The following is a 25,598-nucleotide window of genomic DNA, read 5'->3' on the forward strand; positions in this document are numbered from 1 at the left end:
AGGATGGAAAAATTAGCGAAAGTTCTAATCGTAGTCTGTATCGCATTTTTGGCAGTCGGTGTCTACTATATGTTGACCGTATAATGATACGAGGGATTTAACTGTAGGTAAACTTGGATTTCTAAGTTTATCTACAGTTTTTTTGTTTAGAAATCTGTAGGGTCTCCATGAAAAGTAGGTCAAATGCCACGAAAAGGGCGGGAATCGTCACGAAATCAGTAGCCATTGCACGCTGATGAAAATTGCCTTTTAAAAAATTTTTCTAATATAGAAATATAATGGCCATCAGTTGCATAAAAAACAAAACAATGAATGAGTATTCATAATGATATCAACGGAAAAGATATTAAGGAGTAGTAATATAAATGTTGTTAAATGCATAATAATTAATCGAAAATGCATTTATTTTCTATTTTGCGTTTGAAAGTACATTCCTTTTTCATTATAATTAAAATAAGAATTTACAAAGTTTGGGATAAAGGGGAGAGGACGTATGACAGCAAAACCATGGCTAGCAAATTATCCTGAAGAAGTACCACCGTCTTTAACGTTTGAGGAAATTCCTGTGCAAGAGTTTTTAACGCGTGCCTATAAAAAGAAGCCATCGAAAGTGGCAATTCATTTCATGGGTAAGGATTTGACGTACACCGATTTATATGAATCTGCACTTAAGTTTGCAAACTACTTACAAGCACTTGGCGTGGAAAAAGGAGATCGTGTAGCGATTATGCTACCAAACACGCCACAAAGTGTAATCGCTTACTACGGGGCAATGTATGCCGGCGCAGTCGTAGTACAGACAAATCCACTTTACACTGAACGAGAATTGCAGTACCAAATGGCCGACTCTGGTGCGAAGGTAATTTTAGTAATGGATATTTTGTATCCACGTGTCATGAAAATCATGAAAGAAACAGACCTTGAAAATGTCATTGTAACAGCTATTAAAGATTACTTACCATTTCCGAAAAATTTAGTATATCCTTTTATTCAAAAAAAGCAGTACGGTTTTAGTGTGAAAGTGGAGCATAGCGGACAAAATCATTTATTTACAGAAATAATGAAGTCCTCACCTGTAAAAATGATCAATCTGCCGTTTGATTTTGAAGAAGATTTAGCATTGCTTCAATATACAGGAGGGACGACAGGGTACCCGAAAGGCGTTATGTTAACGCATAAAAACTTAATTGCCAATACGACAATGTGCGATGCCTGGATGTATAAATGCGTACATGGCGAAGAAACAATTATGGGTATTCTTCCATTTTTCCATGTCTATGGTATGACAACGGTAATGCTACTATCTGTGTTTACCCAAAATAGAATGGTATTGTTGCCGAAGTTTGATGCTGAAACAGCTTTAAAAACAATTGATAAGCAAAAGCCAACATTGTTCCCTGGTGCACCGACATTATATATTGGTTTACTAAATCATCCAGATATTGCGAAGTATGATTTATCGTCTATTAAAGCATGTTTAAGTGGTTCCGCTTCACTGCCTGTAGAAGTACAGGAACAATTTGAGGCCGTAACAGGTGGGAAGCTTGTGGAAGGTTATGGGTTAACTGAAACCTCTCCCGTAACGCACGCAACACCCATTTGGGGTAACCGGGTTATCGGTTCAGTAGGTTTACCGTGGCCGAATACCGACTCTGTCATTTTACGTACGGGGGATACAGAACAACTTGCTGTCGGTGAAGTAGGTGAAATTGCTGTCAAAGGTCCACAGGTTATGAAGGGCTATTGGAATCGTCCAGAAGATACGGCTGCAACTTTTGCAGATGGCTGGTTTTTAACAGGAGACCTTGGCTATATGGATGAGAAAGGTTACTTCTATGTGGTGGACAGGAAAAAGGATTTAATTATTGCGGGTGGCTTTAATATTTATCCTCGTGAAGTCGAAGAAGTTTTGTATGAACGGGAAGAAATTCAAGAATGCGTTGTCGCAGGTATTCCTGATCCGTATCGAGGAGAAACAGTAAAAGCATATATTGTATTAAAAGAAGGATATTCGATTACTGAAGACGAATTAAATAAATACTGTCGTCAGCACTTGGCTGCTTTTAAAGTGCCACGCATTTATGAATTCCGAGATGAACTACCAAAAACAGCTGTTGGAAAAATTTTGCGTCGTTCCTTAGTGGATGAAGAAAAAACGAAATTAGCGAATAAAGAAGCAAAATAACTACGTGTGAAAGTATTGACAAGCGCGAGTGTAAAATATAATATGAAAATATGAATGAATAACCATTCATATTTTCATATTTTTTTGTTTCTATTGACCACGCCGTATTTAGCTAGGATGGACCGCTCAAATTTTTGTATCGGGAACTTCAGCACTTATTAGTACTGATTGGCAAATAAGCAAAGTGCCACAGATGGAGATAGGCGTGCGTATGTTTTTTAGGTGGTGATATAAAGATGAAACGAGATAAGCCAAAATATAAGCAAATTATTGATGCAGCTGTCTTCGTTATTGCAGAAAATGGGTATCACCAAGCGCAAGTATCGAAGATCGCAAAACAAGCTGGGGTGGCTGACGGAACGATCTATTTATATTTTAAAAATAAAGAAGATATATTAATTTCTGTCTTTAATGAAAAAATGGCTGTTTTTGTAGAGTCATTACAAGATATAATAGAAAATGGAAGCACGTCGAAAGACAAACTTTCACGCATGATTGAAAATCATTTTAATGTTCTAGCTACAGATCGATCATTAGCGACTGTGACTCAATTAGAACTTCGTCAATCAAATAAAGATTTACGTCAAAAGATCAATGCAGTATTAAGAGATTACTTGCAATTGCTTGATCAGATTCTAATTGAAGGTATGGTTACTGGTGAGTTCAATCAAACGATGGATGTACGTTTGGCACGGCAAATGGTATTTGGCACAATTGACGAAACGATTACATCGTGGGTGATGAATGACTATCGATATGATTTGATAGAACAGGTTCCGAAAGTTCAGGCATTAATCCTGAACGGCATTAAAGCTTAAAAGGATGTGGAGAAATGGAATTTCTAAGTTGGAAAGTAGAAGATGGAGTAGCAATTATTACGATTGCACGTCCTCCAGCAAACGCATTATCTCGTGGAATCATTGCAGAAGTAGATGCTGTGCTAGATGCCGTAGAAAACGATGACGCTGTACGTGTCCTTGTGCTTCATGGTGAAGGCCGTTTCTTCTCAGCGGGTGCAGACATTAAGGAATTTACTGAAGTAGAGTCTGGAGATGAATTTACGAAGCTTGCAGGCAATGGGCAACAAGTATTTGAACGTGTTGAAACGTTCTCTAAACCTGTTATTGCAGCAATCCACGGTGCGGCACTTGGCGGTGGTCTAGAACTAGCAATGAGTTGCCATATGCGCTTTGTAACAGAATCTGCGAAATTAGGGTTGCCTGAATTACAACTAGGTCTTATTCCAGGCTTTGGTGGCACACAACGTTTACCGCGTTATGTGGGGGTAGCAAAAGCAGCGGAAATGATGTTTACAAGCGAACCTATTTCAGGGGCAGAAGCTGTGCAGTGGGGCTTAGCGAACCGTGCATTTACCGATGAATCATTACTTGAGGAAACACTAAAGGTTGCTAAAAAAATTGCTAAAAAGAGCCCAATCGCTTTGAAAGAAGCCATTCAAGCATTGCAATATGCGAAGCCGGCTTCATTCTATGAAGGTATTGAAGCAGAAGCTAAATCCTTTGGTACGGTTTTTGTATCAGCAGATGCTAAAGAAGGTATTCAAGCATTTATCGAAAAACGCGAGCCTGTGTTTACTGGCAAATAGTTTTCCATCAGTGTAGGTAACGACTGAAAGGGGAGTTTATCTACGTTGAAAATATATAATATTTACAAGTTTACTTGGAAATCAAAAAACGTTGCAGGGGGTATGAATATATGAATATTTTTGCATTAATTAAACGTACGTTTGATACAGAAGAAAAAATCGTTGTGTCAGGTGGTAAAATCCAAGAGGATGGCGCTGAATTCATTATTAATCCTTATGATGAATATGCAATTGAGGAAGCAATCCAAGTTCGTGACGCAGCTGGTGGTAAAGTAACAGTTGTGACAATTGGTGGCGAAGATGCGGAGAAACAATTACGTACAGCGTTAGCAATGGGTGCTGACGAAGCGGTTCTTATTAATACAGAAGATGATCTAGATGAATTAGATCAAAATGCAGCTGCTTACATTTTAGCTGAGTACTTAAAAGATAAAGAGGCGGACTTAATTTTAACAGGCAATGTGGCAATTGACGGCGGTTCTGGTCAAGTAGGTCCACGCGTTGCTGATTTATTAGGCATTAACTATGTAACAACAATTACAAATCTAGAAATCGATGGCACATCTGCAAAAATCGTGCGCGATATCGAAGGGGATTCAGAAGTAATTGAAACATCTTTACCACTTTTAGTAACTGCTCAACAAGGTTTAAATGAGCCGCGTTACCCATCATTACCAGGCATCATGAAAGCGAAGAAGAAACCGCTTGCAGAGCTTGAATTAGATGATTTAGATATCGATGAAGATGATGTTGAAGTAAAAGTAGAAACGGTGGATATTTACTTGCCAGCTCAAAAAGCAGCAGGTCGTATTTTAGAAGGCGAACTTTCTGCTCAAGCAAAAGAGCTAGTCAACTTACTTCATTCAGAAGCGAAAGTAGTTTAAGTCATTTGTTAACGCAAATCGAATCTTAAAGGGTAACGGAGGGAATATACTATGTCAAAAAAAGTATTAGTATTAGGTGAAGTTCGTGAAGGAAGCTTACGTAATGTATCTTTCGAGGCAATTGCAGCAGCAAAACAAATCGCTGATGGCGGCGAAGTTGTAGGGGTACTTTTAGGAGATGCGGTTGCAGGGTTAGCAAGTGCATTATTCGAGCATGGGGCAGATCGTGTTGTGACAGTGGAGCATCCGCATTTAAAACAATATACATCAGATGGCTATGGACAAGCTTTATTAGCTGTTATCGAGCAAGAAAATCCAACAGGCATCGTATTTGGTCATACAGCTAATGGTAAAGATTTATCGCCTAAAATTGCGAGTAAATTACAAGCAGGGCTTGTTTCTGACGTCACTTCTATTGAAGGTGCCGGTGACGATGCAGTATTCATCCGTCCAATTTATTCGGGTAAGGCTTTTGAAAAGGTAAAAGTAAAAGATGGCGTAGTGTTAGTTTCAATCCGTCCAAATAATATTGCACCTTTAGAGAAAGCACCAGGTAAAACAGGTGATGTATCATCTATTACAGTTGATATTACAAATTTACGTTCAATCATTAAAGAGGTCGTACGTAAATCTTCAGAAGGCGTAGATCTTTCAGAAGCTAAAGTGGTAGTAGCAGGTGGTCGTGGTGTTAAATCAGAGGAAGGCTTCGAACCGCTAAAAGAATTAGCAGATTTACTTGGTGGTGCAGTTGGTGCATCTCGTGGAGCATGCGATGCTGAGTATTGTGATTATTCATTACAAATCGGTCAAACAGGTAAGGTTGTGACACCAGACCTTTACATCGCAGCAGGTATTTCTGGGGCTATCCAACATTTAGCGGGTATGTCAAACTCAAAAGTCATTGTAGCGATTAATAAAGATCCTGAGGCAAATATCTTTAAAGTAGCAGACTACGGTATCGTAGGCGATTTATTCGAAGTGATTCCATTGCTAATTGAAGAATTTAAAGCGTTAAAAGTGAACGCATAAGCTAGGGGTCTTCCCTAGCTTTTTTAATGCTTGAGAGAAGAAAAAATGGGGAATAGTAAAATAGGGGAACAGGATGCCGATTGTACGTAAAGCCTAAATTAGACATTGCAGGCAGATTGTTCGCTCAACATAAATTAACCATGCTATACTACAAACATAGTAAGTTTAAGGAGGATTTCAAATGGCAATTGTACATGCAACAGATGCGACGTTCCAAGATGATATTAAAGAAGGCTTAGTATTAGTCGACTTTTGGGCTGCTTGGTGTGGACCATGTAAAATGATTGGACCAGTTCTTGAAGAAATGGATGCTGCGGGTAGTGCTGCTAAAATCGTCAAAGTTGACGTAGATAACAACCAAGGTACTGCTGCACAATACCAAATCATGTCTATTCCTTCACTGCTTTTATTCAAAAATGGTGAATTAGTAGACAAAACTGTTGGTTTCCAACCAAAAGAAGCATTAGAAGCTTTCATCGCAAAACATGCTTAATTTGTAAAAAAGAGCTGAGCCATCTTTAGATGTGCTCAGCTTTTTTTCGTTATATAATAAAAGAGAAGCAACCGTTAAATGGTGATATTTGATATCCGTTTAGGCATCGCAAATGGCACTTTTATTTAGCATCAAAAAAAGGGGGGCAGGTAGGCGATGAATGATTTAATTAAACGAAAGCTTGATATTTTACCAGATCAGCCTGGCTGCTATTTGATGAAAGATCGACAAGGGACAATTATTTATGTAGGTAAGGCAAAGGTGCTAAAAAATCGAGTGCGCTCCTATTTTACAGGAACACACGAAGGCAAAACACAACGCCTTGTTGGCGAAATTGAAGATTTTGAGTATATTGTGACTTCATCTAATTTGGAGGCACTTATTTTAGAGTTGAACCTTATAAAGCTACACGATCCTAAATACAATATCATGCTTACGGATGATAAAACATATCCGTATTTAAAAATTACGAACGAGAAACATCCACGACTTATTACAACACGTAAAGTAAAAAAAGATAAGGCAAAATATTTTGGTCCTTATCCAAATGCGTATGCAGCAAGTGAGACGAAAAAGCTACTGGATAGACTATATCCGCTGCGAAAATGTGTGCAATTACCAACCAAGGTTTGCTTGTACTATCATATGGGACAGTGCTTAGCTCCATGTGTAAAGGATATTGATGCTCACATCTATCACGATATGATTGAAGATATGACAAAGTTCTTAAATGGCGGTGTTGAGGCAGTAAAAAAAGAACTTGAGGACAAGATGCTAGTCGCGGCAGAGCAACTAGAATTCGAGCGAGCAAAGGAGTTCCGCGATCAAATTGCACATATTGAGACGGTTATGCAAAAACAAAAAATCGTGTCTAGTGATACGACCAACCGCGATGTCTTTGGTTATGCGGTTGAAAAAGGTTGGATGTGTGTGCAAGTGTTTTTCGTTCGTCAAGGCAAGTTAATTGAACGGGATGTCTCCATTTTCCCAATTTATCAGGACGTGGAGGAAGAATTTTTAACGTTTGTCGGACGCTTTTATGAAAAGCTAGAGCATATTAAACCGAAAGAAATTTTCATTCCACAGGCTATTGATGCAGCAATTTTAACCGAATTATTAGAGGTTAAAGTACTGACACCGAAGCGAGGGCAAAAGAAAGAGCTAGTTGATTTGGCTATGAAAAATGCGGAAATTGCTGTGGCTGCTAAATTCCAATTGATTGAGCGACAAGAAGAACGTACAATTGGCGCATGCGAGGCACTAGGCGAAGCAATGGGCATTTCAGCACCATTGCGCATTGAAGCATTCGATAATAGCCATATGCATGGTACGGATGCGGTATCAGCAATGGTTGTTTTTATTGATGGTAAACCGGCAAAGAAAGAATATCGTAAATACAAAACACGAACAGCCGCAAAACATGACGATTACGGGGCAATGCAGGAAGTGATACGCCGCCGTTACACGAGGGTATTAAAAGAAGGCTTGCCATTGCCCGATTTAGTGCTAATAGATGGCGGTAAAGGACAGATGGAAGTGGCACGAGAAGTGTTGGAAGATGAACTTGGTCTTGTTATTCCAATCGCTGGTTTAGCAAAAGATGATAAGCATAATACATCTCAGCTCTTGTTCGGTGATCCGCCTGATGTTATCGCATTAAAACGAACGAGTGATGGCTTTTATTTACTTCAACGTATTCAGGATGAAGTGCACCGTTTTGCTATTACATTCCTACGGCAACAACATGAAAAAAATGCGATTCAATCTGTACTCGATGGCATTGAAGGTGTTGGACCGAAACGAAAGCAACAGCTATTGAAGCATTTTGGCTCAGTTAAAAAGATTCGTGAGGCGAGTGAGCTTGCCCTTCAAGAAGCAGGAATGCCTGCAAACTTAGCGAACATTATTTACACTTATTTTCAGCAGCAGACGTTGTCAAAGGATTAGACATATGCTAATGTTGGAATAGAACATAGCAATGGTAATACCATTGCTATGTTCTAACAATCCTTGTATGAACGATTGTGCAATAAAGCATAATAACGAAGTATTTTCATAAAAGGTAAAATTACATTTCACTATTTTAAGTGATGATAGAGGTGCAAGGTTCAATAGTAGCACATCGAAGGATGGACAAATCCAGTGATGATGTGTGAAAGGGGAGCTTGCCGAAGTGAAGTATCGTTGTTCCGATACTTTGCTGGTTTTGCATTTAACAGATGTAGGACTGTCGAATCTTGACGTTTCGGAGAGCTATCACACATGCGCAAGCTATTTTATTGTACATGTTGCAGGCAGCTTTCACGTTATGTGATGGCTGCCTTTTTGCTGTTCTAGAAACGAATCTAAAAAAGGAGAATGATGAAAATGGCAAGTATTGTATTGAAATTTGGTGGACCTGCAATCGCCTCAACAGAGCGGATTCAGGAGGTCGCTAAAATTGCAATGGCAAAAAAAGAGCGTGGCTATGATGTAGTAGTAGTGACAGCAGCGATGGGCCGTACAGCTAAAGACTTAACGAAAATGGTACGTGCATTATCAGATGATGCCTCTAAGCGTGAGATGGATGTACTGTTATCGACGAGCTCGCAACTATCAAGTGCACTATTTGCGATTGCTTTGCAAGAGGCCGGTTATGATGCAGTGTCATTAACTGGCTGGCAAGCTGGTGTGCAGACAGATGCAAAGCATTTTAATGCACGTATTGATCAAATCGATGTTCGTCGCATGCAAGAGCATATGACACAAGGACAAATTGTTGTTATTGCTGGGGAACAAGGGATGAATACTGCCAACAATATTACAACACTTGGAAAGGGTGGAGCAGAAACGACAGCAGTAGCCATTGCAGCAGCATTAGATGCAGAGCGTGTTGAGATTTATACAAATGTCGATGGTGTCTATACAGCTGATCCAAGTCATATTGAAAAAGCGAGAAAGTTACAGGAGATTTCCTATGATGAAATGTTGGAACTTTCGCATTTAGGATCACATATTCTACATCCACGTGCAGTGGAGTTAGCAAAAAAATTTCAAATCCCGGTGATTATTCGTTCAAGTGTAGTGGATACAGTAGGTACTTTATTGAAGGAGGAAGTTGAAATGGAGAAAAATTTAATTGTACGTGGTGTTGCTTTCGAAGCAGATATTATTCGTTTAACAATTGGCTATGATACATATTCAACTGCATCGTTAGCAGATATGTTTGCGATACTGGCAGAAAACCGCATTAATGTTGATATTATTGTTCAAGCTATTATTGAAGGTGTGAAACCATCTGTATCCTTTACCATTTTAAAAGAGGAATTTGCTGAAGCTTTACGAGTGTTAGAAAATAGTAAATTGTCACTTGGTTTTAGCTTTGCCGATTTTGAAATCGGCTTAGCGAAAGTGTCGATTATTGGATCTGGGATGGCATCGAATCCTGGAGTAGCTGCCAGAATGTTTGATCGCTTACGTCGAGAGGATATTCCAGTAAAAATGGTGAGTACGTCGGAAATTAAAGTCTCTGTTGTTGTGCCGCAAGACGAAATGATTCGAGCTGCTAATGCATTACATGAGGAGTTTAATTTAGAAGAAGAAATTCACAAACAGTAACTACTATATAAAATGATAAAAGGCATCAAGAGTAACATCTTGTTGCCTTTTGTCCCCACGTATAAGGTTTGTTCTAACAAAAGAATCCTTTAAACGTTTATTCATTTGTTATTGTATTCATAATACGTTCTTTAACATCCCATTTGACTGTAAACGTGACAAGCTGTTGTTTTTCACGCTTCTCATCATAACATTCAGTCAAGTAACCTTTTACTTGCTGAATTTGTTCAGCAATAAAGCCTGCTTCAAGTCTAAAGCTACGATTTTGAATTTGTAAAAGGGTTGGTTCATTCATTAAATGGAAAATGCGCCCATCTTTAGACTCCTTTGTCAATACTAGAGTACCCCAGCACGCATCTGCGAAAAATGCGATAAGTTCATCTTGACTTTTACAAGGAAACTTCCGTGCAAGCTCCTTGCCAGCCCAATATAGTACGTCATCCTCATGTTTACCAAGTATTGAAGATAGGACATGATCACGAATTAACTCATATCCAAATGATGAGATAGTATTAGATGGATTATTTAACATAGAAATCCTTCTTTCTTAGAATTTTCTTATAATTTAGCACCAATAAAGTAATGATAGATTTTTCGAGAAGAAACGACACGTTATGTACTAGATTGCTTCTTTAATAAGGTCTAGCAAAAACTCTATGTTACCTTGACGCTCGTAGCTCTTGAGAGTACAATAAACATGTCATAATATTGTACCATGATGAAATACACAGTCAATGGAGTATCATTTACAAAATGATGACTTCTTTTGTTGTGCTATTTTAAGTACTAAGGGGGGTAACAGTCTTGTCGAAAGATCGAGAGTTTTTATGGCGTCGCTTACATTCTCTACTTGGGATCATTCCAGTAGGTCTGTTTTTAACGATGCACCTATTCATTAACTTTACAGCAACAGGCGGAGCAGAAAGTTACAATGATGCTACCGCAGTAATGGAAAAAATTCCATTTCTTATCCTAGTTGAGTGGATTGTCATCTACATTCCATTAATGTTCCACGCATTTTATGGTGTGTTCATTGCATTCACAGCTACACCAAATACAGGGCGTTTCAGCACATACCGTAACTGGATGTTCTCATTACAACGCTTCACAGGTGTATTTTTAGTAATTTTCATTGCATGGCATATTTTCCAAACTCGTATTCAAAAAGCGCTTGGTACACACGTTGATTACGACATGATGGCAAATATCGTTGCAAATCCATTTATGCTTGGATTCTACATTGTTGGTATTTTATCAGCAACTTTCCACTTAACAAATGGTTTGTGGTCATTCTTAGTAAGCTGGGGTATTACACAATCACCACAGTCTCAAAAGATTGCTACTTATGTAACAAACGTTCTTTTCGTAATTCTAAGTGTAGTTGGTGTGGCTGCTATTTTAGCTTTCGTATAATTCAATAGAAGCTACTATAAGAGTACATGCAATCATTGCAATTTTTTAAGAGGAGTGAGAAATAATCATGGCGAAAAGCAAAATAATTGTTGTCGGCGGCGGTTTAGCTGGTCTGATGGCAACGATTAAAGCAGCTGAAGTTGGTACTGAAGTTGATTTATTCTCATTAGTTCCTGTAAAACGCTCACACTCTGTATGTGCGCAAGGCGGAATTAATGGTGCCGTAAATACAAAAGGTGAAGGGGATTCTCCTTGGATTCACTTTGATGATACAGTATATGGTGGGGATTTCTTAGCGAACCAACCACCAGTTAAAGGTATGTGTGATGCTGCCCCTGGTATTATTCACTTAATGGACCGTATGGGTGTAATGTTCAACCGTACACCAGAAGGTTTACTTGATTTCCGCCGTTTCGGTGGTACGTTAATGCACCGTACAGCATTCTCAGGTGCTACAACTGGTCAGCAATTACTATACGCGTTGGACGAGCAAGTTCGTTCTCACGAAGTAGCTGGTTTAGTTAACAAATATGAACACTGGGAATTCCTTGGTGTTGTTATCGATGATGACGGCGTTTGCCGCGGTATCGTCGCACAAAATATGCGTACAGAAGAAATTCAATCATTCCGTGCAGACGCTGTTATTATGGCGACTGGTGGCCCTGGTATTATCTTCGGTAAAACAACAAACTCTGTTATTAACACAGGTTCTGCTGCTTCTATCGTATACCAACAAGGTGCTTCATACGCGAATGGTGAGTTCATTCAAATTCACCCAACAGCGATTCCTGGGGACGACAAAAACCGTCTAATGTCAGAATCTGCTCGTGGTGAAGGTGGCCGTATTTGGACATATAAAGACGGTAAACCTTGGTACTTCTTAGAAGAAAAATACCCTGCATATGGTAACTTAGTACCACGTGATATCGCAACACGTGAAATTTTCGACGTTTGTGTAAACCAAAAACTTGGTATCAACGGCGAAAACATGGTGTACCTAGATCTTTCTCATAAAGATCCACATGAATTAGATGTAAAACTTGGTGGTATCATTGAAATCTACGAAAAATTCGTAGGTGATGACCCACGTAAATTACCAATGAAAATTTTCCCTGCAGTTCACTACTCAATGGGTGGATTATGGGTTGACTACAACCAAATGACTGAAATTCCTGGTCTATTCGCAGCGGGTGAATGTGATTACTCTCAACATGGTGCAAACCGTCTTGGTGCTAACTCATTATTATCTGCAATTTATGGCGGTATGGTTGCTGGTCCAAATGCAGTAGATTACGTTAAACATCTTAAAAAGCATGCTGAAGATTTATCGCAAGATATTTATGATGCACGTGTTAAAGAAGAGCAAGCGAAATGGGATGCTATCATGAAAATGGACGGCACAGAAAACGCTTACCTTCTTCATAAAGAGCTTGGTGAGTTAATGACTGCTACAATGACAGTTGTACGCTATAACGACCAACTTGAAGAAACATATAAAAAACTTGGTGAATTCCAAAAACGTTGGGAAAACATTAACATCAACGATACACAAAAATGGAGTAACCAAGGTGCTCACTTTACACGTCAGTTGAAAAACATGCTTTACCTAGCGAAAGTAATGACAAAAGGTGCTTTACTTCGTAATGAATCTCGTGGTGCGCACTATAAACCAGACTTCCCGCAACGTGATGATGAAAACTTCTTAAAAACAACAATGGCGAAATTCGACCCTGCTACAGGCGAGCCAGTGATCACATATCAAGAAGTAGACGTATCATTAATCCCACCACGTAAACGTGACTACTCTGCGAAAGGAGACTAAGAATTATGGAAATCGCAGCTAATACTGGAAGAATGGTAAAAGTTGAAATTTTACGTCAAGATACACAAGGTGGCCAAAGCTACTGGCAGAAATTCGAAGTTCCTTACCGTCATGGTATGAACGTTATTTCTGTGTTAATGGAGATTCAAAAAAATCCAGTGATGGCAAACGGTGAAAAAACTACACCAGTTTCATGGGATATGAACTGTCTTGAAGAAGTTTGTGGCGCATGTTCTATGGTAATCAATGGTCGTCCACGTCAATCATGTTCAACACTGATTGATCAATTGACTGAACCAGTACGCCTTGAGCCAATGAAAACTTTCCCGGTTGTACGTGACTTACAAGTTGACCGTGATCGTATGTTCAACGCACTGAAAAAAGTGAAAGCATGGGTACCAATCGATGGTACTTATGATTTAGGTGAAGGTCCACGTATGCCAGAAGGTAAACGTCAATGGGCTTATGAATTATCTAAATGTATGACTTGTGGTGTATGTATGGAAGCATGTCCAAACGTGTCTGAAAAAGCTTCATTCATTGGACCAGCACCATTATCACAAGTACGTCTATTTAACACACACCCAACAGGTGCAATGATTAAAGACGAACGTTTAAATGCAATTATGGGTGACGGCGGTCTTGCTAACTGCGGTAACTCTCAAAACTGTGTAGCTGCTTGTCCTAAAGGTATTCCTTTAACAACATCTATCGCATCTTTAAACCGTGCAACAACAGTGCAAATGTTCCGTAACTTCTTCGGTTCTGACCATTACGTTGACTAATTGTACAATGCTACTCCCTTACACAATAGTGTAAGGGAGTTTTTTTATAGACTGTTAGATAGAAGATGAGTGAAATCGTGAATAAAACACTAAAATTTCTGATTTTTCTATCATAATTGCCTCTCTTCCTTTATAATGAATTTGTATTCATTTTTTAACGATGGTAATACGAATAGATTAACAGTAGGCAATCACACAAAGGGGTTGGGGATATGAAAGCAAATTATATTGAAGACTTTGAGAAATGGGCAGAGGATTTTTCATTTTATATTGAGGTACGTGTGCGTTTTTCGGAAACGGATATGTATGGGCATATGAATAATACCGTTAGCTTTACATATTTTGAACAGGCTAGAATCGATTATTTTAATCATTTAGGCATATTAATGCCTTCTGCATTGGACGACAAGGTAAAGGGGATTCCGATTGTAGCAGATTTACAATGTGATTATCGAAAGCAAGTTTTCTTTAATGATGTACTTCGTATATATACAAAAGTAGCGAAATTAGGTAACTCATCAATGGATATCCATTACTTAGCGAAAAATCAAAAGGATGAAGTATGCTTTACAGGTCGTGGTACAGTAGTACAAATGGATCCACGAACAGGTAAAAGCGTGCCGATATCACAAGAAGAAAAGGCGCAATTAGCACAGTTAGCGATTATGTAATTTGCTATTCATTGAGTGCTTCATCTTTTTAAGTGAGGCAGAATGGAATATAGGCATGGATGGAGGTCGGCGTGGAATTTCTTGTGGCAGGTAACGCAGATTTTCCCGAGCATGCTCGAAAAAAGAAGCTAGGGCGTCAAGAATTCCATTTTTCATGTCATTTGTCGCGCGAAAAAGAAGAACTTCTGAAATTTTTGTGGAAACTCGGTGTATTCATGAAAATAGCCGTCACCGCTCAACACTCCTTAACATAAGTTACAATACGTGCGGGGGAGGAGGGTGTGACTGAAAATGAATGGCTCTCATCATCGTTCTCTTTTAACAAACCGAGAACGTGAAATATTTGCGCTTTTATTAGCTGAAAAAACAACGAGGGATATTGCAGAGCAGCTTGGTATTAGTGAAAAAACAGTGCGAAATCACATTTCCAATACAATTCAAAAGCTAGGTGTAACAAATCGATCTCAAGCGTTAATTGAGCTGTTACGCTTAGAAGAATTCAAATTAGACTAATGGACACTTGCTATTTCGTGAAAAAAACGACAAAATAGAACTATTCAACGCATGTTTAGGAGTGGAATAGTTATATGTCGGATGAAGTAACAAAGCACTCACCTGAAACCGTTGCAACGGTTGAAAAGGAACTACGCTATATTGCGGCCATTGTGAAGCAAAAAGGAAGAGAAATTGTTTCACAATATACAATTACGCCGCCACAATTTGTTGCATTACAGTGGTTAGAAGAGCTCGGTGATATTACAATTGGCGATTTATCAAACCGTTTATACTTAGCTTTTAGTACGACAACAGATTTAGTGGATCGTATGGAGAAAAATGAATTAGTCAAGCGAGTGCGTGATGAAAATGATCGCCGGGTCGTTGTCGTTCATCTTCTCGAAAAAGGCGAACGAATTATTCAAGAGGTTATTGAAAAAAGACAGCAATATTTGCAAGAAATGCTTGTAGGATTTAACGAACAAGAAGTCGCGCAATTATCGAGCTATTTACAAAAACTACATGTACACATGAAACAGGATTGAGGCGGAAAGTATGAATGCCCCGATAGGCGTTATTGATTCAGGAGTAGGCGGTCTAACCGTAGCAAAGGAAATAATAAAACGATTGCCAAACGAAACGATTTATTATATCGGTGATACAGCAAGATGTCCGTATGGTCCACGAACTCGACAGGAAGTACGGAATTTTACTTGGCAAATGGCCAAAGCACTCGAAAAAATGAATATTAAGATGCTCGTCATAGCTTGTAATACAGCGACTGCAGTAGCACTCGAAAGTTTACAACGTAATATGCCTTTTCCGGTACTAGGCGTTATTAATGCTGGCGCACGTGCAGCTGTAAAGAAAACGAAGCGACATGAAGTCGTTGTGCTTGCAACAGAAGGTACAATTAAAAGTGGGGCGTATGAAGAAGCCTTATTGTCTTTGAATACGTCTACCCACATTATTCCATTGGCTTGTCCAACGTTCGTACCACTAGTTGAAAGTGGCGAATATAAAGGACAATTTGCAAATAATTTAATTGCAGAAGGCTTAAAACCGTTAAAAAACGAACAATTTGATACGGTCATTTTAGGGTGTACGCATTACCCGATTTTGCAAAAACAAATTGAAGCTGTCGTCGGAGAAGATGTTTTCGTGCTATCTTCTGCGGAAGAAACAGCAAAGGATGTCGAGGAAATGCTTGCGTATAATGGTACTTTAGCAGATACAAATGCTAAGCCCGCACATAAATTTTATGCAACGGGTTCTGTGCCGATTTTCCGTTCCATTGCAGAAAATTGGTTAGAACAAGGTACGCTTGACATACACCGTATTACATTAAAATAAAATCAGCTTAGCTTACGAGCTAGGCTGATTTTTTTAGTCGTCATTATATTGAAATAGACAATTTTACATAAACAAATAAATCGCAACGAACATCGTTGCACTTCCTGCCATCACAAAGACATGCCATATTGCGTGGTTGTACTTTATTTTTTTGTTTTTGTAAAAAAATGTGCCAGCAGTATAAAAAATACCGCCGAGTAAAAGTGTCATAAACCCGTTGAATGAGATATAAGCGACCAATGGTTTATAGGCAAAGACAATCAGCCAACCCATGCCAATGTACACAATCAACGAGATTTTTTTGAAACGATGGACGAAAAATTGTTTTAAGACGATGCCGATAAAGGCAAGAACCCATTCGATGATAAATATGCTCATTCCTAATTTTCCACCTACGGCAATAAGCGCTACAGGTGTATATGTTCCTGCAATTAATAAGAAGATGGAGCTATGATCTAATTTTTTCAAAAGCACTTTATGTGTGGGCAGTGCATGATATAAGGTCGATGCTATGTATAAACAAAACATCGAAATACCAAAAATAATGTAACTAATAAGCTCGGTGCTTGTACCGGTTGTTAGAGCTTTATGCACTAATAGAAGGGTAGCAGGAACTGTTAAAAATGCACCGATTCCATGTGTTAGCGCATTCCAAAATTCTTCCTTTATGGTATAACTACTATGCTCAATTGTTGATTGAGACATGACCATCACCTCTTTCTTTATTATATTACTATAACAGCTTAAGATTTTTCATTGTAGATGAAAATGTAATGCAATTGATATGATAAATATCATATATTGCATGTAGTAAATCGTCGCATCAGTGGAAAATATGATAAAATAAGGGCGCGAAAGATTTTAGGAGGCACGATGAATGATGACAAGATTTGATGGTAGAGATGCAGATGCATTGCGTCCTGTGAAAATGGATAGCGAGTATTTATTGCATCCAGAAGGCTCGGTATTAATCCAAGTTGGAAATACGAAAGTAATTTGTACAGCAACGGTTGAAGATAAAGTACCAGGTTTTTTACGCGGACAGGGCAAAGGTTGGATTACAGCTGAGTATTCAATGTTACCTCGTGCCACAGCACAACGAACACCACGTGAATCGTCACGCGGGAAAGTGAACGGACGTACAATGGAAATTCAACGTCTGATTGGTCGCGCATTACGTGCTATCGTCGATTTAGAAGCGTTGGGAGAACGTACAGTATGGATTGACTGTGATGTGATTCAAGCAGACGGCGGAACACGAACTGCTTCGATTACAGGGGCATTTGTCGCAATGACACAGGCAATTGCCAAGCTTGCTGAAGAAAAACAACTAGAAAAATTCCCTGTTACTGATTTTTTAGCGGCTACAAGTGTTGGCATTGTTGAAGAGCAAGGTGCCGTTTTAGACTTAAATTATGTAGAAGATGTAGATGCAGCGGTAGATATGAATATCGTCATGACAGGAGCAGGCCGTTTTGTAGAATTACAAGGGACTGGTGAAGAAGCGACCTTTTCACGTGAGGAATTAAATAACTTGCTTGCATTAGGTGAAAAGGGCATTCGTGAGCTTATTGAACTACAAAAACAAGCGCTTGGAGAAATAGCTCATAAAGTAGGAGGAAACTGCTAATATGAAACAAGTTGTAATTGCTACAAAAAACAAAGGCAAAGCAAAAGATTTCGAAGCATTGTTTGGGCCGCTCGGTTATGAAGTGGTGACGATGTTTGATGTCGCACCGGACATGGAAATTGAAGAAACAGGCACAACATTTGAAGAAAATGCCGTGTTAAAAGCAGAGGCTTTAGCAAAAGAGCTTGCAACGATTGTTATTGCGGATGATAGTGGTTTAGCTGTAGATGCGCTTAATGGGGAGCCAGGTGTTTATTCGGCACGCTATGCTGGTGATCATGATGATGAGGCAAATATGGTAAAACTATTGCAAAATTTACAAGGTATAGAAGATGACAAGCGCACAGCTCGCTTTTGCTGCTGTATTGCTATTGCGGGTCCTGATTTTGAAACAACAACAGTGTTCGGCACGTGCGAAGGTGTCATTGCACATGAAAAACGTGGAACTAATGGTTTTGGCTATGACCCTGTCTTTTTTGTACCAAGTTTAAATCGTATGATGGCTGAATTAACACCAGAAGAAAAAGGGGCTATTTCTCACCGAGGAAATGCCATTCGCAAGTTAAAGGAACAATTGCCAAACCTTATTAAGTAAGAGGTGATATCCATGCAAATAGTGGTCATGAGTGATACACATGGAGATAGCCATGTAATTGACCAAGTACGTGGCTTTTATCCGCATGTCGAAACGATGATTCATTGTGGTGATAGCGAACTGCCTTTTTCCCATGCTGCATTAGATGGCATGAAAAAAGTGCGGGGAAATTGTGATCTTGATAAAGCCTTTCCAGAGGAAATAATTGTGCAAGTGGGAGATGCTGCCCTTTTTGTCACACATGGTCATTTATTTAAAGTTAAATCATCCATGTTGGCATTATTGTATCGCGCAAAGGAAGTCGATGCACATATTGTGTGCTTTGGTCATTCTCATCTATTAGGTGTCGAAATGATTGATGATGTCTTATTTATCAATCCAGGAAGTTTATTAAAGCCAAGAGGTGGCAATGAAAAAAGCTTTGCAGTTATAGACATTCAAGCTAGCTATTATCAGGTGGATTTCTTCACAGAGAACAATGATCGTTTGTCAACGCATACGTTTGTTCGCGCATAACTAAACTTATTAAAAACGCTTAAGATTCTATTAAAAGAGAGTTTAAGCGTTTTTCTATTTATGGATTACAAAGGCTTTGGAAAATACGTCCACGAATGAATTGCATGTTAGTAGAAAGACTAAATGAAAAGAACAAGGGTGATCAAATGACTAAGGCAAATAATATTGGTTGGAATTTTGATAATAGCTATGCTCGTCTACCAAATTCATTCTATAGCCATCTTCAATTAAATCGCGTGCATGCACCTAAGTTGGCGATTTTAAATGAAGCAGTGGCAAAGTCCCTTGGATTAGATTATAGTGCGCTTCAACAAGAAGATGGGATTGAGGTGCTTGCGGGTAACGAGATACCAAAGGGGGCATTGCCGCTTGCACAGGCATATTCAGGACATCAATTTGGACATTTTAATATGTTAGGGGACGGTAGAGCACTTCTTCTAGGCGAACAAATAACACCTTCTGGGGAGCGCTATGACATCGGACTCAAAGGTTCAGGACGAACGCCTTACTCTAGAGGAGGTGACGGCCGTGCAGCACTTGGCCCGATGCTACGTGAATATATTATTAGCGAAGCAATGTTTGCGTTAGGTATCCCAACTTCCCGTAGTTTGGCAGTAGTGACAACAGGAGAACCAGTACATCGTGAAACAGAACTACCTGGTGCGATTTTGACGCGTGTTGCAAGTAGTCATTTACGTGTAGGGACATTTCAATATGCGGCACAATGGGGTAGCGATGAAGAGCTTCAGAAGTTAGCTGATTATGCAATCCAACGCCATTTCCCAATGATTGAACAGACGGAAAATCGCTATTTGAGCTTGCTTCAAGAAGTTATGGGAAGACAGGCAGCCCTTATTGCCAAATGGCAACTAGTCGGCTTTATTCATGGTGTAATGAACACAGATAATATGACGATTAGCGGTGAAACGATTGATTATGGTCCTTGTGCTTTTATGGATCGTTATAATCCAGCAACAGTTTTTAGCTCCATCGACCGACAAGGACGCTATGCTTATGCCAATCAGCCGCCTATTGGAGGATGGAATATTACGCGTTTTGCTGAAACGCTCCTTCCACTTATCCATGACGACCCAGAAGATGCTATAGCACTAGCTCAGCAAGTGATTGAGCAATATCCGCAGTTGTACTATACAAACTGGTTAGCGGGAATGCGCGCAAAGCTCGGTCTCTTTAATGAAGAACAGCAAGATGCCGCACTAATAGATGAACTTCTAACGTTAATGGAAAAGCATGAAGCAGATTATACAAATACATTCCGTTCACTAACGTTTCAAAGATGTGAAGGAACGGCGCTTTGTGATAGTATGGAATTTAAAAAGTGGTACGAACAGTGGCAAGCAAGAAGACAAAGGCAAGAGCCATCCAAAGCACAATCACAGCAGTTAATGCGAGACACCAACCCTGCTGTTATTCCGCGAAACCATCGGGTAGAGGAAGCGTTAGAAGCGGCTGTTACACGCGGTGATTATCGTGTTATGGATAAGCTATTACAGGTGCTATCTCAGCCGTACGCTCATTTAGCGGAACAAGAAGCGTATGCCACGCTACCAGCACCATCCAACTGTCCATACCAAACGTTTTGTGGCACATAATGGACTGTAAACAAAGGATTATTTCTTGTCCTTTGTTTTTATTTTGGTGTAACAAGGGGTAGCGGTAACAGCATAAAACCTTTGCGCATACGCTATGGATGACTAACAGAAAAGGAGACGGTGCAACTTGCATCAATATTCAAAAGGTTGGTTTGTCAAAGAGCTACGCGCAAAAGGGATTTTAGTGCATCCTCAATTAAAAACACATCTAGGCAAGTTTAAAGAATCTGAATTACGGAATTTATATTACCGCTATGTGGAGCAACAACAAACCGATACGGAGCAATCATAGCTTTTTTCTCCAAGACGAAAAACCAGATTGATAGACAAATGCTGATTGTCGATGAATCTGGTTTTTTATTTATTATGAATAAAAGCGGTAGCAAAACTGCATGACAATGGCATTTGCTATCATGTCTGACATGGCAAGTGCCTCTGCCTCTATATCATCAAACACTTGCACGTCTGATTGATAGTCTTTTTGAATCATCGTCACGGCTTCTTTTTTCGTTAAAGCTAAATGGCGATAAAACATTTGCTGCACAGCTTCTTTAGTTAAATATGGATTAATGGAACTTAAAAATATGGCAATGTCATCGGCATTACGATACCATTCTTGTTCTTTAGCCGCTGCTGTTGCCGCATCTCCTTTATTCGCCGCTGTAACAAGCTGCGCTGCAATAAGTAAATGCTCTTTTATTAGCTCTGCATAGCGATCTGCTATTTGATCGCCGTAAAAGGGGCGCAGACAATTACCTAAATCCGTCGCATTGCGTAAAAGACGTGCTTGCACAAATGGTAAATCCGGCAAATTAAAGACAATACTTATAATGGTCATCCTCGTCCAATTAACATGCTCCATCCACAACAGTCGATTCATCGCCATAAAATCAGCCTCTGCTTTACTAATGCATCTGCGATGATCCTGTTGCGGCTGTAAAAAGTGCCGAATAGGCGCTGTATACTGGTTGGATGGAGCCGTATAGATGACGCTTAAAGAATTCCCGGAATAGCTGTTTGAATATGGAAACAATGCACACCACTCCCTTAAAAAATTCATTCTAGTGTAGAATACTCTACACGATCCTTGAATGTGCAAGAATCCAGATGCGTCCATTATTCCTCATAGATCATTTTCTTTGTCATGCCTCCATCGACCGTAATATTAATCCCTGTGACAAATCGATTCGCAGGATTTGTTAAGTACAGACAAGCTTGTGCAATATCTTCCGGCACACCAACACGCCCTACTAGATGTTGTTCATGATCGATAGCACGTAGCTGTTCATAATCACCGGTTTCAATCCAGCCAGGTGATATACAATTGACCGTAATGTTATCTGGACCGAAAGAGCGGGCTAATGCATGCGTTAACGCTACAATACCGCCCTTGGAAGCGGCATACGCTTCACTATAAGGCTCAGACATAAAAGCCCGTGTAGAGGCTAAAGAAACAATCGAACCTCCAAGCTCATTTGTTCGCATGATTTTAGCCGCTTCTCTAGAACAGAATAAAACACTCGTTAAATTCGTTTGTAAAAGATTATGCCACTGCGCAACCGTAATATCATAAGGTGACACATGCTCAAACTTACCCGCATTATTAATTAAAATCGTAATCGTCCCAAAATGTTGGACCGTTTGCTGCATTAACGCAACAATATCTTGTTCCTTAGACACATCCGCCTCCACAAACAATGCCGAATACCCTTGCTCATTGCAGTCTTGCGCTAATTGATGCCCCAGCTCTACATTCACATCTGCAATTACAACCTTGGCACCACGCTGTGCATATGCACGCACAATCCCTTCTCCAATTCCTTGCGCACCACCAGTCACCACAACCACCGACTTTTCAAACATACACATACCTCCATTTTTGCTTATTATTTTAACAAAAAATAAGACAATGTAATGCAGTGAAATAACATAAAGAAAGCTATAGCATCATACAATAAATAGGTATATAATATTTTCAAGGCAAACCTTGCCTCCATAGTAAAATTCATGTTGACATTATGTAATAAAGGACATATAATAAATATTGTCTTTCCTAAGAGGTTTTTAGGAACACACACACCATGTCTCAGTAGCTCAGCAGGATAGAGCAACGGCCTTCTAAGCCGTCGGTCGGGGGTTCGAATCCCTCCTGGGACGCTAACGTAAGCCTTGCAGCCACAACGGTTGTAAGGCTTTTTATTGTGTTTTTTTGAAAACCCCTTGCTATGCGAGGGGTTCTAAAGAGCTTCTAGCTATGGACAAGAAAAAATCCCCAGCCGTACGATAAATTCAGGTCTGGTCAACCGACTTCGTACGAAAGGGGATCCAAATGGATAATAAAAGTTTAGCACACACAACATGGAATTGTAAGTATCACATCGTCTTTGCGCCAAAATATAGAAGGCAGATTATTTATGGACAAATTAAAGTAGATGTAGGTAGAATTCTTCGCCAGTTATGTGAAAGAAAAGGAGTAGAAATAATTGAAGCAACAGCTTGCCCTGATCCTATTCACATGTTGGGTAGCTAATTGTTTCAGGGCAAAAGGGTTGCGCATTCATTTGAAAATAATATGGTTATTCTATTCGTTTATCGGCATCATCTTCGAACTGACTATTTTTGATGTTCTTAGATAGAATGGTTACTACTTTTTTCGTTTACACTATTTCACTCTGACTAACACTAATTATTGCAGTTAATCAATCGTAATTTAACGTACTTCACAATAATTACTCCCTTCAGTGAGTCTATAACCATCAAAATAATGATTATTAAGATAGTGATATAATCTTTTCTTCGCAAAATCGTATTCTACATGAAAGAACGCTTGAATTGTAATAATTGCTTTTTCCTCATTTGAAGGTAGTTTTAGCTTATTAAGCATAAAAGTGGGTACACAGGCTTGGAGAGCAAAACTATTTGCTTTCCATTCTTGATATTCTCTAAAAAGCTGAATTGATTTAGCTTGATTACCAGAGTGTACCGTCGCATGACATAACTCATGCCCGAAATCCTGCCACTGCCTTTCTTCAGACAATCTAGAATCAATAAAAATTACATTTCCTGTATTGGTAGAATCGTAAGGTAAAAAGTATAGTGTAAAACCAAGGCGTGAGGCGATTAATCCTGGATTAAGATGTTTAGGTGTTGTCACATCAATACTTGTATATAATTCACAAATATAATCTTCTAGATGAGTATAAATAAAATTCATAATATCCCCCTTTTATCAAACGTATGTTCTGTTTATGGTAACAAAAAAATTCACCAAAGAAAAGGCGAATTTTAAAATGATTGGAAACGTTGCAAATTATTGTGATTTTATTTTTTGTTTTCTTGTTGCCGTTTCAATACTTCATAGAAAACTTCAAATTGTTCTAACGCATCCAGTAAATTTTCTGGCTGGTTTTTAAAAAATAAATCTTCTCTAGTTAAAAAGAAATCAATTACCTCTTTTTGATATGCACTTAGATTGTTGTATTCATTATCAGAGATGCCAGCTTGGGTATGTAAAGCTCCTTTATTATCTGTTCTCCCTAAAAGATAATCTATAGACACATTATAGTAGTCCGCAATTTTTTCTAAAATTTCATAATCAGGATTTCTTTTACCTTGTTCATAAGCAGTATAAGCTGGTCTAGTAATGCCTAGAATGTCTGCTATATCTTGTTGCGTTTTGTTATTTGATTTTCGTAGATATTTCAAGCGTCCACCTAGCATAATTTCACCTCGCGTTTCTAAATATCATTATATGTAACAAATTGTTACTAATCCAATAAAAAACAAAAATGTAACGAAACGATACAAATATACTTGACTAAGTAACGAATTGATACTATATTATAAATAAGCTATATGAAAGTTGGTGAATAATTGGAAAATCGAACTTGGTTAAAGACAAAACGTTTAGCAAATAATCTGACTCATGATGATGTCGCTAAAGCATCTGGAATTAAACGAGCATATTATACCATGATTGAACAAGATAAACGCAGGCCTTCTGTACATGTTGCTAAATCTATTGCGGTAGTACTAGATTTTGATTGGGTTCTTTTTTTTGATGATAAAAGTAACGATTCGTTACAAAATGGCTGTGTAAATGTGTTTGTGTAGCGATATGATACAAAGTTTATTAATAAAGGAGGATATATTGACATGAAATTATTACAAATTATCTTATATGAAAATTGTAGAATACTTACGACAGCACAAATTGCTGAAAGTTATGGAACAATTAGTGACCATATTTATAAAAACTTTTCAGAAAATAAAGATCGATATAAAGAATATAAGCACTTTATCAAATTAGAAGGTAAGGAATTATTGAATTTTCGAGAAACGCAACAACACTTACAAATTTCCAATCAGGGTAGAGCGTTATATCTTTGGACTGAAAAGGGAGCTTGGCTACATGCTAAATTTCTAAATACAGATGAAGCTTGGGACGCGTATGAAAATTTAGTAGACGAATACTACACGGTGAAAGAAAATGTAATTCCTTTATTTAAAAATCAAACACATGTGACCGATCTTCGTACAACTGCTGATTTAGTGAAAGATACTCAAGCAATTCAACAAGAACAGCATGGACAGGACCTGTCTATGATTATCGAAAAATTTAATGAACAAATAACATTAACTTCTGGTGAACAACGCGCTGTACGAAAAGAAGTTGCCATAAAAGTTTATGAGATTGAAGATGATACAAACATCCAACCTAAATTATTTCGTGAATTGCATCGTGAAATTAAGAATCGTTTTGCTGTAGCTAGTTATAAAGATATTCGTAGGAAAGATTTGCAAAATGTACTGGAATTACATTCGATTTTGGATTCCTCGAAAGGTATCATAACTCTCGTTTTGTGTGTGGATATATTAATTGTTGAAGTTTGGTTTGTGAGTTGAACAAGG

The 25,598-nt window shown here is 38.7% G+C and carries 29 protein-coding genes, 1 tRNA gene, 1 pseudogene and 1 riboswitch; of the genes and pseudogenes, 25 read left to right on the plus strand and 6 right to left on the minus strand.

All coding sequences use genetic code 11. The annotated features are described in order from the left end of the window. Positions 1-493 precede the first annotated feature (493 nt). The 8 genes from FC748_RS00960 to FC748_RS00995 all read left to right on the plus strand — a co-directional run bounded on the left by FC748_RS00960 (position 494) and on the right by FC748_RS00995 (position 9,794). Entirely contained in the window at positions 494-2,185 is a 1,692-nt protein-coding gene (locus FC748_RS00960) for an AMP-binding protein (protein WP_108029931.1), read from the plus strand. Between the two features lie 236 nt (positions 2,186-2,421). Next, on the plus strand, positions 2,422-3,003 hold the full coding sequence (locus FC748_RS00965) for a fatty acid metabolism transcriptional regulator FadR (protein ID WP_024363860.1): 582 nt from the start codon (positions 2,422-2,424) through the stop codon (positions 3,001-3,003). 14 nt (positions 3,004-3,017) lie between these two features. Beyond that, entirely contained in the window at positions 3,018-3,791 is a 774-nt protein-coding gene (locus tag FC748_RS00970) for an enoyl-CoA hydratase (protein ID WP_108029930.1), read from the plus strand. 110 nt (positions 3,792-3,901) lie between these two features. Further along, positions 3,902-4,675: an electron transfer flavoprotein subunit beta/FixA family protein gene (locus FC748_RS00975; RefSeq protein ID WP_024363862.1), complete on the plus strand. Its 774-nt coding sequence runs from the start codon at positions 3,902-3,904 to the stop codon at positions 4,673-4,675. 51 nt (positions 4,676-4,726) lie between these two features. Continuing rightward, positions 4,727-5,704: an electron transfer flavoprotein subunit alpha/FixB family protein gene (locus tag FC748_RS00980; RefSeq protein WP_025220271.1), complete on the plus strand. Its 978-nt coding sequence runs from the start codon at positions 4,727-4,729 to the stop codon at positions 5,702-5,704. A gap of 181 nt (positions 5,705-5,885) precedes the next feature. Beyond that, positions 5,886-6,197, plus strand: a complete 312-nt coding sequence (trxA, locus tag FC748_RS00985; RefSeq protein ID WP_024363864.1) for a thioredoxin — start codon at positions 5,886-5,888, stop codon at positions 6,195-6,197. Positions 6,198-6,353: 156 nt separating this feature from the next. Further along, positions 6,354-8,144, plus strand: a complete 1,791-nt coding sequence (uvrC, locus tag FC748_RS00990) for an excinuclease ABC subunit UvrC (protein WP_108029929.1) — start codon at positions 6,354-6,356, stop codon at positions 8,142-8,144. 139 nt (positions 8,145-8,283) lie between these two features. Then, positions 8,284-8,461: riboswitch (Lysine riboswitch) on the plus strand. Positions 8,462-8,564: 103 nt separating this feature from the next. Next, a complete protein-coding gene (locus FC748_RS00995; RefSeq protein ID WP_108029928.1) occupies positions 8,565-9,794 on the plus strand; it encodes an aspartate kinase in 1,230 nt (409 codons plus the stop codon). Between the two features lie 97 nt (positions 9,795-9,891). Here FC748_RS00995 and FC748_RS01000 read toward each other — a convergent pair whose 3' ends face one another. Next, positions 9,892-10,326 carry a YslB family protein gene (locus FC748_RS01000; protein ID WP_024363275.1) on the minus strand — a complete coding sequence of 145 codons (435 nt, stop codon included), beginning with the start codon at positions 10,324-10,326 and terminating at the stop codon, positions 9,892-9,894. Between the two features lie 272 nt (positions 10,327-10,598). On the opposite strand from FC748_RS01000, the gene FC748_RS01005 reads away from it, so the two are divergent. The 8 genes from FC748_RS01005 (at position 10,599) to racE (ending at position 16,333) form a co-directional block, all read left to right on the plus strand. After that, on the plus strand, positions 10,599-11,207 hold the full coding sequence (locus FC748_RS01005; protein ID WP_024363274.1) for a succinate dehydrogenase cytochrome b558 subunit: 609 nt from the start codon (positions 10,599-10,601) through the stop codon (positions 11,205-11,207). Positions 11,208-11,274: 67 nt separating this feature from the next. After that, a complete protein-coding gene (gene sdhA / locus FC748_RS01010; protein ID WP_024363273.1) occupies positions 11,275-13,029 on the plus strand; it encodes a succinate dehydrogenase flavoprotein subunit in 1,755 nt (584 codons plus the stop codon). Positions 13,030-13,034: 5 nt separating this feature from the next. Then, a complete protein-coding gene (gene sdhB, locus FC748_RS01015) occupies positions 13,035-13,814 on the plus strand; it encodes a succinate dehydrogenase iron-sulfur subunit (protein WP_024363272.1) in 780 nt (259 codons plus the stop codon). A 212-nt stretch (positions 13,815-14,026) separates the two neighbouring features. Beyond that, the gene (locus FC748_RS01020) at positions 14,027-14,485 is read left to right on the plus strand and encodes an acyl-CoA thioesterase (protein WP_024363271.1); all 459 of its coding nucleotides are present in this window, start codon (positions 14,027-14,029) and stop codon (positions 14,483-14,485) included. Positions 14,486-14,556: 71 nt separating this feature from the next. Further along, positions 14,557-14,739, plus strand: coding sequence for a hypothetical protein (locus tag FC748_RS01025; protein ID WP_108029927.1), 183 nt, complete (start codon positions 14,557-14,559; stop codon positions 14,737-14,739). Positions 14,740-14,776: 37 nt separating this feature from the next. Continuing rightward, complete coding sequence (locus FC748_RS01030) at positions 14,777-14,998, plus strand: helix-turn-helix domain-containing protein (RefSeq protein WP_004226437.1); 222 nt, start codon at positions 14,777-14,779, stop codon at positions 14,996-14,998. 74 nt (positions 14,999-15,072) lie between these two features. Continuing rightward, positions 15,073-15,525, plus strand: coding sequence for a MarR family winged helix-turn-helix transcriptional regulator (locus FC748_RS01035; RefSeq protein WP_024363269.1), 453 nt, complete (start codon positions 15,073-15,075; stop codon positions 15,523-15,525). 10 nt (positions 15,526-15,535) lie between these two features. Further along, a complete protein-coding gene (gene racE, locus FC748_RS01040) occupies positions 15,536-16,333 on the plus strand; it encodes a glutamate racemase (protein ID WP_024363268.1) in 798 nt (265 codons plus the stop codon). 63 nt (positions 16,334-16,396) lie between these two features. On the opposite strand, the gene trhA is transcribed toward racE, so the two are convergent. Continuing rightward, positions 16,397-17,038, minus strand: a complete 642-nt coding sequence (trhA, locus tag FC748_RS01045; protein ID WP_108029926.1) for a PAQR family membrane homeostasis protein TrhA — start codon at positions 17,036-17,038, stop codon at positions 16,397-16,399. Positions 17,039-17,213: 175 nt separating this feature from the next. On the opposite strand from trhA, the gene rph reads away from it, so the two are divergent. From rph to FC748_RS01070, 5 genes are all read left to right on the plus strand, one after another. Then, positions 17,214-17,963, plus strand: coding sequence for a ribonuclease PH (rph, locus tag FC748_RS01050; RefSeq protein WP_024363266.1), 750 nt, complete (start codon positions 17,214-17,216; stop codon positions 17,961-17,963). A 1-nt stretch (position 17,964) separates the two neighbouring features. Beyond that, a complete protein-coding gene (locus tag FC748_RS01055) occupies positions 17,965-18,558 on the plus strand; it encodes an XTP/dITP diphosphatase (protein WP_108029925.1) in 594 nt (197 codons plus the stop codon). A gap of 12 nt (positions 18,559-18,570) precedes the next feature. Next, entirely contained in the window at positions 18,571-19,074 is a 504-nt protein-coding gene (locus FC748_RS01060) for a metallophosphoesterase (RefSeq protein WP_108029924.1), read from the plus strand. Positions 19,075-19,220: 146 nt separating this feature from the next. Beyond that, positions 19,221-20,687 (plus strand): protein adenylyltransferase SelO, encoded by a 1,467-nt coding sequence (locus tag FC748_RS01065; protein WP_193768780.1) that lies wholly within the window; start codon positions 19,221-19,223, stop codon positions 20,685-20,687. Positions 20,688-20,814: 127 nt separating this feature from the next. Further along, positions 20,815-20,979: a DUF2639 domain-containing protein gene (locus FC748_RS01070; protein ID WP_080653340.1), complete on the plus strand. Its 165-nt coding sequence runs from the start codon at positions 20,815-20,817 to the stop codon at positions 20,977-20,979. A gap of 72 nt (positions 20,980-21,051) precedes the next feature. Here the strand turns inward: FC748_RS01070 and FC748_RS01075 are convergent, their stop codons facing one another. Further along, positions 21,052-21,720 carry a hypothetical protein gene (locus FC748_RS01075; RefSeq protein WP_108029922.1) on the minus strand — a complete coding sequence of 223 codons (669 nt, stop codon included), beginning with the start codon at positions 21,718-21,720 and terminating at the stop codon, positions 21,052-21,054. Positions 21,721-21,803: 83 nt separating this feature from the next. Continuing rightward, on the minus strand, positions 21,804-22,550 hold the full coding sequence (locus tag FC748_RS01080; RefSeq protein ID WP_108029921.1) for an SDR family NAD(P)-dependent oxidoreductase: 747 nt from the start codon (positions 22,548-22,550) through the stop codon (positions 21,804-21,806). 220 nt (positions 22,551-22,770) lie between these two features. Here FC748_RS01080 and FC748_RS01085 point away from each other — a divergent pair. Continuing rightward, positions 22,771-22,844, plus strand: a tRNA-Arg gene (locus FC748_RS01085). Positions 22,845-23,016: 172 nt separating this feature from the next. Then, positions 23,017-23,208: pseudogene (gene tnpA, locus FC748_RS01090) on the plus strand (IS200/IS605 family transposase); the annotation flags it as partial. Positions 23,209-23,397: 189 nt separating this feature from the next. Here the strand turns inward: tnpA and FC748_RS01095 are convergent. Together FC748_RS01095 and FC748_RS22350 are read right to left on the minus strand one after the other, a co-directional pair. Then, positions 23,398-23,901 carry an ImmA/IrrE family metallo-endopeptidase gene (locus tag FC748_RS01095; protein WP_238600144.1) on the minus strand — a complete coding sequence of 168 codons (504 nt, stop codon included), beginning with the start codon at positions 23,899-23,901 and terminating at the stop codon, positions 23,398-23,400. Between the two features lie 107 nt (positions 23,902-24,008). Continuing rightward, positions 24,009-24,407: a helix-turn-helix domain-containing protein gene (locus FC748_RS22350; RefSeq protein WP_108029919.1), complete on the minus strand. Its 399-nt coding sequence runs from the start codon at positions 24,405-24,407 to the stop codon at positions 24,009-24,011. Positions 24,408-24,560: 153 nt separating this feature from the next. On the opposite strand from FC748_RS22350, the gene FC748_RS01105 reads away from it, so the two are divergent. Then, positions 24,561-24,800: a helix-turn-helix transcriptional regulator gene (locus FC748_RS01105; RefSeq protein ID WP_108029918.1), complete on the plus strand. Its 240-nt coding sequence runs from the start codon at positions 24,561-24,563 to the stop codon at positions 24,798-24,800. 42 nt (positions 24,801-24,842) lie between these two features. Further along, positions 24,843-25,592 (plus strand): ORF6N domain-containing protein, encoded by a 750-nt coding sequence (locus FC748_RS01110; RefSeq protein ID WP_238600143.1) that lies wholly within the window; start codon positions 24,843-24,845, stop codon positions 25,590-25,592. Positions 25,593-25,598: the final 6 nt, after the last annotated feature.

The organism is Lysinibacillus sphaericus (assembly GCF_005217585.1).
In the GTDB taxonomy this organism is placed as follows: Bacteria; Bacillota; Bacilli; order Bacillales_A; family Planococcaceae; genus Lysinibacillus; species Lysinibacillus sphaericus.

Bases quoted from the DNA above. Each gene is read 5' to 3' on its own strand.
- FC748_RS00960 (WP_108029931.1), top strand. From the start codon at position 494: ATGACAGCAAAACCATGGCTAGCAAATTATCCTGAAGAAGTACCACCG.
- FC748_RS00965 (WP_024363860.1), top strand. From the start codon at position 2,422: ATGAAACGAGATAAGCCAAAATATAAGCAAATTATTGATGCAGCTGTC.
- FC748_RS00970 (WP_108029930.1), top strand. From the start codon at position 3,018: ATGGAATTTCTAAGTTGGAAAGTAGAAGATGGAGTAGCAATTATTACG.
- FC748_RS00975 (WP_024363862.1), top strand. From the start codon at position 3,902: ATGAATATTTTTGCATTAATTAAACGTACGTTTGATACAGAAGAAAAA.
- FC748_RS00980 (WP_025220271.1), top strand. From the start codon at position 4,727: ATGTCAAAAAAAGTATTAGTATTAGGTGAAGTTCGTGAAGGAAGCTTA.
- trxA (WP_024363864.1), top strand. From the start codon at position 5,886: ATGGCAATTGTACATGCAACAGATGCGACGTTCCAAGATGATATTAAA.
- uvrC (WP_108029929.1), top strand. From the start codon at position 6,354: ATGAATGATTTAATTAAACGAAAGCTTGATATTTTACCAGATCAGCCT.
- FC748_RS00995 (WP_108029928.1), top strand. From the start codon at position 8,565: ATGGCAAGTATTGTATTGAAATTTGGTGGACCTGCAATCGCCTCAACA.
- FC748_RS01000 (WP_024363275.1), bottom strand. From the start codon at position 10,326: ATGTTAAATAATCCATCTAATACTATCTCATCATTTGGATATGAGTTA.
- sdhA (WP_024363273.1), top strand. From the start codon at position 11,275: ATGGCGAAAAGCAAAATAATTGTTGTCGGCGGCGGTTTAGCTGGTCTG.
- sdhB (WP_024363272.1), top strand. From the start codon at position 13,035: ATGGAAATCGCAGCTAATACTGGAAGAATGGTAAAAGTTGAAATTTTA.
- FC748_RS01020 (WP_024363271.1), top strand. From the start codon at position 14,027: ATGAAAGCAAATTATATTGAAGACTTTGAGAAATGGGCAGAGGATTTT.
- FC748_RS01030 (WP_004226437.1), top strand. From the start codon at position 14,777: ATGAATGGCTCTCATCATCGTTCTCTTTTAACAAACCGAGAACGTGAA.
- FC748_RS01035 (WP_024363269.1), top strand. From the start codon at position 15,073: ATGTCGGATGAAGTAACAAAGCACTCACCTGAAACCGTTGCAACGGTT.
- racE (WP_024363268.1), top strand. From the start codon at position 15,536: ATGAATGCCCCGATAGGCGTTATTGATTCAGGAGTAGGCGGTCTAACC.
- trhA (WP_108029926.1), bottom strand. From the start codon at position 17,038: ATGTCTCAATCAACAATTGAGCATAGTAGTTATACCATAAAGGAAGAA.
- rph (WP_024363266.1), top strand. From the start codon at position 17,214: ATGACAAGATTTGATGGTAGAGATGCAGATGCATTGCGTCCTGTGAAA.
- FC748_RS01055 (WP_108029925.1), top strand. From the start codon at position 17,965: ATGAAACAAGTTGTAATTGCTACAAAAAACAAAGGCAAAGCAAAAGAT.
- FC748_RS01060 (WP_108029924.1), top strand. From the start codon at position 18,571: ATGCAAATAGTGGTCATGAGTGATACACATGGAGATAGCCATGTAATT.
- FC748_RS01065 (WP_193768780.1), top strand. From the start codon at position 19,221: ATGACTAAGGCAAATAATATTGGTTGGAATTTTGATAATAGCTATGCT.
- FC748_RS01080 (WP_108029921.1), bottom strand. From the start codon at position 22,550: ATGTTTGAAAAGTCGGTGGTTGTGGTGACTGGTGGTGCGCAAGGAATT.
- FC748_RS01095 (WP_238600144.1), bottom strand. From the start codon at position 23,901: ATGAATTTTATTTATACTCATCTAGAAGATTATATTTGTGAATTATAT.
- FC748_RS22350 (WP_108029919.1), bottom strand. From the start codon at position 24,407: ATGCTAGGTGGACGCTTGAAATATCTACGAAAATCAAATAACAAAACG.
- FC748_RS01110 (WP_238600143.1), top strand. From the start codon at position 24,843: ATGAAATTATTACAAATTATCTTATATGAAAATTGTAGAATACTTACG.